We start from the raw sequence: 9,929 nt of genomic DNA, 5'->3' as shown, positions 1-9,929 counted from the left end.
TGGCCGGTCCGCGTCTGCTCGTCGAGCGTCCGCTCTACGACGAGGTGCTCGGCATGCTGCAGCACGCCGTGCCGGGCGTCCCTTTCGGGGACATCACCGACCCGCACACGGTCGTCGGTCCGTTGGCCTCTCGGCAACAACTCGGCAAGGTCGAAGAACTGGTCACGCGGGCCGTCGCAGCCGGGGCCCGCGTGGTCACCGGCGGGGCGAGAGCCGACATCGGCGATGGGTTCTATTTCCAGCCCACTGTCCTCGCCGACGTGGACAACGACAACCCTGCCGTCGCGGAAGAAGTCTTCGGCCCCGTGCTGACCGTGCAGCCGTTCGACACCGAAGCGCAAGCGATCGCACTGGCGAACTCGACCCCGTACGGGCTCGCGTCGGGCATCCAGACCACGAACCTCGCCAAGGCGCACAGGGTGGCGGCGAAGCTCGATGCGGGCATCACCTGGGTGAACGGCTGGGCGATGCTGGATCCTTCGGTGCCGTTCGGCGGGGTCAAGGCGTCGGGCTGGGGTCGCGAATACGGTCCCGAAGCGCTCGCCTCGTACCAACGCACGAAGTCGATCGTCATCAACCTCGATGAGGGAGCCGCGCCGTGACGCGGGGACGCGCCGCGGTGCTGAACGCGCCCGGCGGACTCATGGAGGTCGTCGACGTCGAGTTCGATCCGCCCGGAACCGGCGAGGTGCTTGTCAAACTGGTCGCAACCGGACTGTGCCACACGGACCTCGGCGTCATCGCCGGGGGTATCCCGTTCCCGACACCGGGCATCATCGGGCACGAGGGGGCTGGCGTCGTCGAACGCGTGGGACCGGGCGTCGACGCGATCCAACCCGGCCAGAAGGTGCTGCTGTCGTTCACCTCCTGCGGCGCGTGCGGAGCCTGCGACGACGGCCACCCCGCGTACTGCTCGACCTGGCTGCCGCGCAATCTCATGGGTGAGATGCGCGCCGACGACTCGGCCGGAGTGGACCGCGGCACCGAACCGGTGCGCAACCACTTCTTCGGGCAGTCCTCCTTCGCCGAGTACGCGATCGCCGACGCCCGCTCGCTGGTGGTCGTCGACGACGACGTCGACCTGACCGTGCTCGCGCCGCTCGGCTGCGGCGTGCTGACCGCGTTCGGATCCATGTGGAACGTCCTCGATCCCGGTCCGCGCGACACGGTCGTCGTGTACGGTGCGGGCGCGGTGGGACTGTCGTCGGTCATCGCGGCCGCGCTGCGGGCGCCTGCGGCGCTGATAGCCGTCGACATCGTGGAGGAGCGACTGCACCTCGCGCGCGAGCTCGGAGCGACGCATACGGTCAACGCCAAGACCGAGGACGTGGCCGAGGGCATCTTCGACATCACGTCAGGGCGGGGTGCGGACCTCAGCTTCGACACCACGGGAAACCCCCGGGTCGCGCGCGGAGCGTTGGATGCCGCCGCCGCAGGTGGGACGGTGCTCGTGTGCGGTGCGCCTGCCCCGGGCACCGAGATCCCCGTCGACATCCAGGGGATTCTCACCGGAAAGATCCTGCGCGGGGTCACGATGGGCGACGCGCTGCCGGCGACCCTGCTGCCCGAGCTGGTCGCGCTCCACGCCGACGGGAGGCTCCCGATCGAGAAGCTCCAGGCGCGCTACCGGCTCGACGACATCAACCAGGCCGCCGCCGACATGCACGAGGGAGCCGCGGTGAAACCCGTCATCGTCTTCTGAGACCGCACGGGTACGAGCACACTAGGCGCCCGCCCCGCCCGTCCAGAATTCAGTCCGCCCGATGCCGCGAACGCCACACACCCGGCATCCGGCCGCCCGGACGGCAGCAGAGACTGAACTCTGAACCGTGCGCGGGGTGGGAACAGGAGCCCCGGTCGTCCTCAGACGGCGGCGAGCTTCAGGCGGTAGCGCAGTGCGGCCAACTCGGCATGCAGCGCGGCGGGGATCTTGCCGTCGAAGGTCCGGTAGAACTCCTCGGTGAGGTCGGCCTCGGCCAGCCACAGCTGCGGGTCCACCTCGAACAGCGCATCCAGATCCGCCTGCGGCACCTCGATGCCCTCGAGGTTCAGGTCGTCGGTGTGCGGCAACCGCCCGATCGGGCTATCGACCGCGCCCACGGAACCGTCGACGCGTCGGATGATCCAGTCGATGACACGGGCGTTGTCTCCGAACCCCGGCCACAGGTACCGGCCGTCGGCGCCCCTGCGGAACCAGTTCACCTGGAAGATCCGGGGGGCCCGGTCGAACCGCAGACTCTGGCCGACGCTCAGCCAGTGACCGAAGTAGTCGGCGAGGTTGTAACCGCAGAACGGCAGCATCGCGAACGGGTCGCGGCGCAACTCGCCGACCGTTCCCTCGGCGGCCGCCGTGCGCTCCGAAGAGATCGTGGACCCCAGGTACACCCCGTGCGTCCAGTCGGTGGCCTCGACCACGAGCGGCACGTTGGTGGCGCGGCGACCGCCGAACAGGATGACGTCCAGCGGCACCCCCTCCGGCGCTTCCCAGTCCGACGCGATCTGCGGGCACTGCCCGGCGCTCACCGTGAAGCGCGAGTTCGGGTGCGCCGCAGGCCGTCCCGCATCCGGCGTCCAGGGGTTCCCCTCCCAGTCGATGAGTTCGGCCGGGGCCTCGTCGGTCAGACCCTCCCACCACACGTCGCCGTCGGGCCGCAGCGCCACGTTCGTGAAGATCGTGTTGCCCCACAGCGTCTCGACGGCGGTGACGTTGGTCGACTCGCCGGTCCCGGGCGCGACCCCGAAGAATCCGGCCTCGGGGTTGATCGCCCACAACCGCCCGTCTTCGCCGGGACGCAGCCAGGCGATGTCGTCGCCGAGGGTCTCGACACGCCAGCCCGGGATGGTGGGACGCAGCATCGCGAGGTTCGTCTTGCCGCACGCCGACGGGAACGCAGCCGCGACGTGGTACGCCGTGCCCTGCGGATCGATGACCCGGATGAGGAGCATGTGCTCGGCGAGCCACCCCTCGTCGCGACCGATGACCGACGCGATGCGCAGCGCGAAGCACTTCTTGGCCAGGATGGCGTTACCGCCGTAGCCCGAGCCGAACGACCACACCTCCAGACTCTCGGGGAAGTGCACGATGTACTTCTCGTCGTTGCACGGCCAGGCGTCGTCGGCCTGCCCTGGCTCGAGCGGTGCACCGACGGAGTGGACGGTCTTGACCCAGGGCTTGCCTGCGGCGATCTCGTCGAGCACCGCCGAACCGACCCGGGTCATGATCTCGATCGAGGCCACCGCGTACGCGCTGTCGGTCACCTGCACCCCGATATGCGACAGTGGTCCGCCGACGGCGCCCATCGAGAACGGCACGACGAACAGCGTCCGCCCCCGCATCGACCCCGCGAACAGCGGCGTAAGGGTGGCGCGGATCTCGGCGGGCGCCACCCAGTTGTTGGTCGGCCCGGCATCCTCTTCGCGCTCCGACGCGATGAACGTGCGCGCCTCGGTGCGCGCGACGTCGCTCGGGTGCGACCGAGCGAGGTAGGACCCGGGTCGCCACTCCGGATTCAGCTTGATGAGCTTCCCCTCGGCGACCATCTCGCTCAGCAGCGCGTCGTTCTCGGCGCGGGAGCCGTCGACCCAGTGGATGCGGTCGGGCTGGGTGAGCGCGGCGATCTCGTCCACCCACGCGATCAGCTCGGCCATGCCCGGCCCGGTGACCTGCGGGCGAGCACCGAAGTCCGCCAGCAGAGCGCGCCGGCTCGCGACGGGGTAGGTGACGATGTTGGCGATGGCCATGCGAAATCTCCTCAGAGGGGCGGTCGTCCCTCCACTGTGCGATGGATGCCGCGGCTTTTGCCTCCCTGAGCTGTCGCAAGAACCTGAATTCTTTCGATATTCTCAAAGAATGCCGTCCGCACTCGAACTGTCGACCCTCGGTCACCGCATCCGCCATCACCGCACCGCGCGCGGGCTCACGCTTGACGAACTGGGGGCGATCGTCGCCGTCGCGGGCAGCCAGCTCAGCCTCATCGAGAACGGCAAACGGGAACCGAAGCTGTCGCTGTTGCAGGCGATCGCCACCGCCGTGGGCACCGACGTCACCGATCTGCTCTCGCCGGAGCCGCCGAGCCGTCGTGCCGCGCTCGAACTGGAACTGGAACGGTCCCAGTCCAGCCCCGTGTTCCGGCGACTGGGGATCCCGCCGGTCAAGGCCGGCAAGACCATGCCCGATGAGACCCTGGAGGCGGTGCTGGGACTGCACCGGGAACTGCAGCGCCGCGACCGCGAGGCCAGCGCGACGCCCGAAGAGGCCCGCCGCGCCAACACCGAGCTCCGCCGCCGGATGCGCGAGCGGCACAACTACCTGCCCGATATCGAGCAGCTCGCCGAGAAGCAGCTGCGGGCCGCGGGGCACGGCACCGGCGCGCTGACCCACCGCACCGTGAGCATCATGGCCTCACAGCTGGGCTTCGAGCTGATCTACGTCTCCGACCTGCCGCATTCGGCCCGTTCGGTGACGGACCTGGAGAACGGTCGCATCTACCTGCCCCCCGCATCCATCCCCGGCGGCCACGGCCTGCGGTCGATGGCGCTACAGGCGATGGCGCATCGGCTGCTCGCCCACGCCGCCCCCACCGACTACGCCGACTTTCTGCAGCAACGCTTGGAGATCAACTACTACGCTGCGTGCTGTCTCATGCCCGAGACCGCGTCGGTGGCCTTCCTCACCCAGGCCAAGAAGGACCGCAACCTCGCCGTCGAGGACTTCCGTGACGCGTTCGGTGTCACCCACGAGGCGGCCGGGATGCGGATGACGAATCTGCTCACCGAACGGCTCGACATCCGGCTGCACTTCCTGCGCGTGAGCGGGTCGGGGGCGATCACCCGCGTCTACGAGAACGACGAGCTGCCGCTGCCGATGGATGTCACCGGATCGGTGGAGGGGCAGGTCGTCTGCCGTCGCTTCGGGGCCCGCTCCGCGTTCGCCCAGCAGAACCGCACCACCGAGTACCACCAGTACACCGACACTCCCGCCGGGACGTTCTGGTGCTCCAGCCAGACCGGCGCCACCGGCGACGGTGAGTTCTCGGTCACCGTCGGGGTGCCCTTCGACGACGCGCGGTGGTTCCGCGGCCGGGACACCGCCATCCGCAACGTCTCCACGTGTCCCGACCCGGCCTGCTGCCGTCGTCCCCCCGCCGAGGTCACCGACCGCTGGGAGGGCAAGGCGTGGCCGAGCGCCCGCGTGCACATGCAGCTGTTCTCCCCGCTCCCGTCGGGCGCGTTCCCGGGCGTCGACGACAACGAGGTGTACGACTTCCTCGACCGGCACGCCCCGGCGTGAGGAGCGGTCAGGCCTGGAGCGTCACCTCGCGCCGCAGCGGGTAGACCACCGGGTGCGTGTCGGACATCTTCTCCAGCACGCGGATGACCTGCGTCGAGTAGCCGTACTCGTTGTCGTACCAGACGTAAAGAATGAGGTTCACGTCGTCGCAGATGGTCGCCAGCCCGTCGACGACTCCGGCGTGGGTGGAGCCGACGAAGTCGGTGGAGACGATCTCGGGCGACTCCACGTATCCCACCTGTCGGCGGATCTTGGAGTGCAGCGACACGCGGCGCAGGTAGTCGTTGACCTCGTCCTTGGTCGTCGCGCGCTGCAGGGTGAGGTTGAGCACCGCCAGCGACACGTCGGGGGTGGGGACGCGGATCGAGCTGCCGGTGAGCTTGCCGGCCAGTTCCGGCAGTGCCTTGGCGACAGCCTTGGCGGCACCGGTCTCGGTGATCACCATGTTCAGCACGGCGGAGCGACCGCGCCGGTCGCCGCGGTGGAAGTTGTCGATCAGGTTCTGGTCGTTGGTGAACGAGTGCACCGTCTCGACGTGGCCGCGCTGAATGCCGTACGCCTCGTCGAGCGCTTTGAGCACCGGGGTGATCGCGTTGGTCGTGCACGAGGCCGCCGACAGGATGCGGTCCTGGGGCGTGATCGTGTCGTCGTTGATGCCGTACACGATGTTCTTGAGCGCGCCCTTGCCGGGAGCGGTCAGCAGCACCCGTGCCACGCCGGTGGACCGCAGGTGCTGGCTCAGCCCCTCCTCGTCGCGCCACTTTCCGGTGTTGTCGACGACGATGGCGTCGCGGATGCCGTACGCGGTGTAGTCGATGGATGCCGGGTCGTCGGCGTAGATGACCTGGATGCGGGTACCGTTGGCGATGATCTGCTGCGCCTGTTCGTCGACGCTGACGGTGCCGGCGAACGGACCGTGCACGGAGTCGCGCTGCAGCAGGCTGGCGCGCTTGATGAGGTCGCCGTCGCCGCCCTTGCGCACGACGATCGCCCGCAGCCGCATGCCCCGGCCCCCGCTGGCGTGCCCGATCAGGATGCGGGCGAGGAGCCGGCCGATGCGTCCGAACCCGTAGAGGACGACGTCTTCACCGGCGCCGCGGTTGTCGGCGGCGTCGAGCACGTCGGCGAGCTCGGTGCGCAGGAAGTCCTCCAGCTCGGCATCCGACTCGGCGAAGCCCTCGGCCAGGCGGGCGACGTCGAGCGCCGACGGGCCGGGCGCCACCGCCCGCAGGCCCTCGAGGATCCGCAGCGTCGACTCCAGCGGCACCTCCGCGTGCCCGAGCTGAGCGACGCGCTCGTGCGCTTCCAGCAGGCCGGTCACCGAGAGGTTGATCAAGCGGTGTCCCTGCAAGGACGTCACCACGCCGCGGTCACGGTACAGCGCACCGATGTGCGGGATCATCCGCTCGGCGAGCTGTTCCCGCGCGACCCAGGCCGCGCGGTTCTCGTCGTACGTGCTCATGCGTCCTCCTCTTCGGCGAGGCGCGGGCTGCCGCGACGCGCCGACGCGTCGAATGTTCCGGCGGCCCCTGACCGCCCGCACCATCGTACCCAGCGCGCCCGGTCGCGTGCGCGCTACCTGCCATCTCCGATTATCGGTGCCTGAGGCAGAGGTGCGGCCTCCCGCATCTACGCCGGCAGCAGGTGCCGCGCGAAGTAGTCCGCGAGCTCGGCGGTGGCCGACAGCGGCAGGATCGCAGCGACGTACTGGTCGGGGCGAACCACGACCACCGCGCCGTCGCGGGAGATCTCGCGTTCGGCGAAGATGTCCATGTCGTTCCACCTCGACGCGCCGGCGGCGAACACCTTCTCCCAGTCGGTGACCGCGAGCGGACCGGTCTGCGGGCGGAACAGCTCGGGCACGGTGGTCATGTCGATCTCGTCGAAGCTCTGCTGGTAGACCACCTTGATGTCGAACACCGCGTCGATGTCGCCGCCGGCCGGGGTGTGGCGGTGCAGCGGCGACTCCGGGGCCGACTGCATCCAGGTCGCCCAGGCCGCCAGCGCGGAGTCGGCGCCGACCGGCGCCGCGTCGGCGAAGGCGTAGATGCGCCAGCGGCCGTCGGCGCGCGCGTGGTGGCCGAGGTGCACGACGTTGCCGTCGGCGACGAACGTGACCGGTGCCGACTTCAGGCGCTTCCCGAGCGGGAAGCCGGCGGCCAGTTGCTGGTGCTCGTCGGTGCCGGTGAGCGCAGAACCGGCGTACTGGGTCATGAATCCCGACGGGAACTCCGCCGTGGCCAGATAGTAGGTCGCGAGGTCGCCGGCGTCGGAGATCTCCTCCGGCTTGCGCGCCATCAGCGAGGACCATTCCCGGTCGAAGTCGATGAGCTGCTGCGCGACGGGGCGCCGCTCGGCCGAGTAGGTCGCCAGCAGCGACTCGGGGCTGCGGCCGGTGAGCACCGACCCGAGCTTCCAGCCCAGGTTGAAGCCGTCCTGCATCGACACGTTCATGCCCTGGCCGGCCTTGGCGCTGTGGGTGTGGCAGGCGTCGCCGGTGAGGAACACGTGCGGGGCGCGGTCGGACCCTTCCGCGACATCGTCGAAGCCGTCGGTGACGCGGTGGCCGACCTCGTAGACGCTGTGCCAGGCGACGTCTTTCACGTCGATGGAGTAGGGACGCAGGATCTCGTTCGCGCGCCGGATGATCTCCTCGATCGGCGTCTGCCGCACCCGGTGCTCGTCGTCCTCTGCGACTTCACCGAGGTCGATGTACATACGGCTGAGGTATCCGCCCTCCCGCGGGATGTGGAGGATGTTGCCCGCTTCGGCGTTGATGGCGCACTTGATGCGCCAGTCCGGGAAGTCGGTGTTCACCACGACGTCCATGACGCCCCACGCGTGCAGCGACACACCGCCGACGTGCACACGGCCGATGGCGTCGCGCACGCCGCTACGGGCGCCGTCGGCACCGACCACGTAGGCCGCGCGGATGGTGCGCTCCTGCCCCGCCCGGTCCCCTGCGGTGTACCGCACGCGCACCTCGACGGGGTACTCGCCGTCGTCGTGGACGGTGAGCCCGACGAACTCGACGCCGTAGTCCGGGACGATCCGGCCGGGGCCTCCCGCGGCCGCGGCGGCGAAATAGTCCAGCACGCGGGCCTGGTTGACGATCAGGTGCGGGAACTCGCTGATGTCATACGCGTAGTCCGCGGTGCGCGAGGTGCGGATGATGTTCTGCGGGTTGTCCGGGTCGGGGCCCCAGAAGTTCATCCAGCCGATGTTGTATGCCTCGGCCATGATGGCCCCGGCGAATCCGAAGGCCTGGAACGTCTCGACGCTGCGGGGCTGGATCCCGTCGGCCTGCCCGAGCACGAGACGTCCGTCGCGCTTCTCGATGACGCGCGTGGTCACCGTCGGGAACTGCGACATCTGAGCGGCCAGGAGCATGCCCGCCGGGCCCGAGCCGACGACGAGGACGTCGACCTCATCGGGAAGGTCAGTGGGACGGTCGATTCCGGTTGCTGCGGCCGGACGGACCCGCGGGTCGCCGGAGACGTAACCGTGGTGGTGGAACTGCATCGTCGTTGATCCCCTTCCTCGGCTACGGCACCGAGGTCGTCTGCGAAGTTGTGTCCGAGAACTGGATATTCTATATTAGAATTCGCTGTTCTACTATTGAACAGATCGTATACGACGTCCGCGTCGCGAGCAAGAGCGAGTTTCGTCCATGACCAGTTCCCCACCGGCATCCCAGACCCTCAGCCGCGGCATCCGCATCCTCGAGATCCTCGCCGACGCGCCCCAACCGCTCACGATCGACGAGATCGCCCGGCGCCTGGATCTGCACCGGTCGGTGGCGTATCGGCTGCTTCGCACGCTCGAGGACCACCGGCTGATCTCCCGGGACTCCGCGGGCGGCGTCACCCTCGGCGCCCGGATGGCCGCGCTGGCCACCGGGGTCGCCCGCGATCTTCAGGCCGAAGCCCTGCCCGAGCTCACCGCCGTCGCGAACGACCTCGGGATGACGTGCTTCCTCGCGGTGCTCGACGGCGACGAGTGCATCACGCTGGCGAGCATCGAACCCCGCCACGCCCTCGCCTCGGTGGCTCAGCGCCCCGGGTCCCGCCACGCCATCACCGTCGGGGCGCCGAGCAAGGCGATCCTGTCCGCTCTTTCCGACGCGCAGTGGCCGGTGCAGCCGGATGCCGCGCTCCGCGACGAGATCGCGGACGCCGCTGCACGCGGATGGGCCACCAGTCACGACGAGGTCATCCCGACGGTGCAGGCCGTCGCCGTGCCGCTGAGGCTACGCGAGGGTCATCGCCCGGCGGCCATCGCCGTCGTGCACGTCGCCGCCCCCGCCGACCCGGCCCCGCTGGCGGCACGACTGGAGCGCTCCGCGGCGGCGATCCGCGACGCACTGGGGAGCTGAACCGGGCAGCCCACCGGTGCGTCGCGGTCGTCGCGATGCCGCGAGGTGTCAGGAGCGCGAGGTCCAGACCAGCGGCATGCGCGCCTGCTCGGCCTCGTTGTCGGGGCCGAGTTCGATTCCGGGCCGGTCCTTCACCAGGAGCGTGGCGACCAATCCGAGTAGCACCATGACGGCCAAGTACACCTGTACCGAGACGGTGGTGCCGGTGGCCTGGACGAGGGCCTCCGAGATCATCGGGGCGAAGGCGCCGCCGATGATCGCACC

The 9,929-nt window shown here is 69.6% G+C and carries 7 protein-coding genes and 1 pseudogene; 4 read left to right on the top strand and 4 right to left on the bottom strand.

Annotated elements, in window-relative coordinates:
- Both ACK5KK_RS15495 and ACK5KK_RS15490 read left to right on the top strand, forming a co-directional pair.
- A partial coding sequence (locus tag ACK5KK_RS15495; RefSeq protein ID WP_416890982.1) for an aldehyde dehydrogenase family protein occupies positions 1–602 on the top strand: 602 nt, incomplete at its 5' end.
- Positions 599–1,702 carry an NAD(P)-dependent alcohol dehydrogenase gene (locus ACK5KK_RS15490; protein ID WP_416890981.1) on the top strand — a complete coding sequence of 368 codons (1,104 nt, stop codon included), beginning with the start codon at positions 599–601 and terminating at the stop codon, positions 1,700–1,702. The genes ACK5KK_RS15495 and ACK5KK_RS15490, both read left to right, overlap by 4 nt.
- 161 nt (positions 1,703–1,863) lie before the next feature.
- Here ACK5KK_RS15490 and ACK5KK_RS15485 read toward each other — a convergent pair whose 3' ends face one another.
- Positions 1,864–3,741 carry a phosphoenolpyruvate carboxykinase (GTP) gene (locus tag ACK5KK_RS15485; protein ID WP_416890980.1) on the bottom strand — a complete coding sequence of 626 codons (1,878 nt, stop codon included), beginning with the start codon at positions 3,739–3,741 and terminating at the stop codon, positions 1,864–1,866.
- A 109-nt stretch (positions 3,742–3,850) separates the two neighbouring features.
- Between ACK5KK_RS15485 and ACK5KK_RS15480 the strand changes: the two genes are divergently transcribed.
- Positions 3,851–5,290, top strand: a complete 1,440-nt coding sequence (locus ACK5KK_RS15480; RefSeq protein ID WP_416890979.1) for a helix-turn-helix domain-containing protein — start codon at positions 3,851–3,853, stop codon at positions 5,288–5,290.
- A 7-nt stretch (positions 5,291–5,297) separates the two neighbouring features.
- Here the strand turns inward: ACK5KK_RS15480 and ACK5KK_RS15475 are convergent, their stop codons facing one another.
- Together ACK5KK_RS15475 and ACK5KK_RS15470 are read right to left on the bottom strand one after the other, a co-directional pair.
- Positions 5,298–6,752, bottom strand: a complete 1,455-nt coding sequence (locus ACK5KK_RS15475) for a glyceraldehyde-3-phosphate dehydrogenase (protein ID WP_416890978.1) — start codon at positions 6,750–6,752, stop codon at positions 5,298–5,300.
- A gap of 167 nt (positions 6,753–6,919) precedes the next feature.
- On the bottom strand, positions 6,920–8,812 hold the full coding sequence (locus ACK5KK_RS15470) for an FAD-dependent monooxygenase (RefSeq protein ID WP_416890977.1): 1,893 nt from the start codon (positions 8,810–8,812) through the stop codon (positions 6,920–6,922).
- 148 nt (positions 8,813–8,960) lie between these two features.
- Here ACK5KK_RS15470 and ACK5KK_RS15465 point away from each other — a divergent pair, with 148 nt between their 5' ends.
- Positions 8,961–9,665, top strand: a complete 705-nt coding sequence (locus tag ACK5KK_RS15465; protein WP_416890976.1) for an IclR family transcriptional regulator — start codon at positions 8,961–8,963, stop codon at positions 9,663–9,665.
- Between the two features lie 48 nt (positions 9,666–9,713).
- On the opposite strand, the pseudogene ACK5KK_RS15460 reads toward ACK5KK_RS15465, so the two are convergent.
- Positions 9,714–9,929, bottom strand: a pseudogene (locus ACK5KK_RS15460) (MFS transporter); the annotation flags it as partial.

The organism is Microbacterium sp. (assembly GCF_047972865.1).
GTDB lineage: Bacteria > Actinomycetota > Actinomycetes > Actinomycetales > Microbacteriaceae > Microbacterium.
The sequence above is the reverse complement of the archived record's forward strand: the minus strand, read 5'-3'. Positions and strand labels throughout refer to the sequence as shown.

Bases quoted from the DNA above. Each gene is read 5' to 3' on its own strand.
- ACK5KK_RS15485 (WP_416890980.1), bottom strand. From the start codon at position 3,741: ATGGCCATCGCCAACATCGTCACCTACCCCGTCGCGAGCCGGCGCGCT.
- ACK5KK_RS15480 (WP_416890979.1), top strand. From the start codon at position 3,851: ATGCCGTCCGCACTCGAACTGTCGACCCTCGGTCACCGCATCCGCCAT.
- ACK5KK_RS15475 (WP_416890978.1), bottom strand. From the start codon at position 6,752: ATGAGCACGTACGACGAGAACCGCGCGGCCTGGGTCGCGCGGGAACAG.
- ACK5KK_RS15470 (WP_416890977.1), bottom strand. From the start codon at position 8,812: ATGCAGTTCCACCACCACGGTTACGTCTCCGGCGACCCGCGGGTCCGT.
- ACK5KK_RS15465 (WP_416890976.1), top strand. From the start codon at position 8,961: ATGACCAGTTCCCCACCGGCATCCCAGACCCTCAGCCGCGGCATCCGC.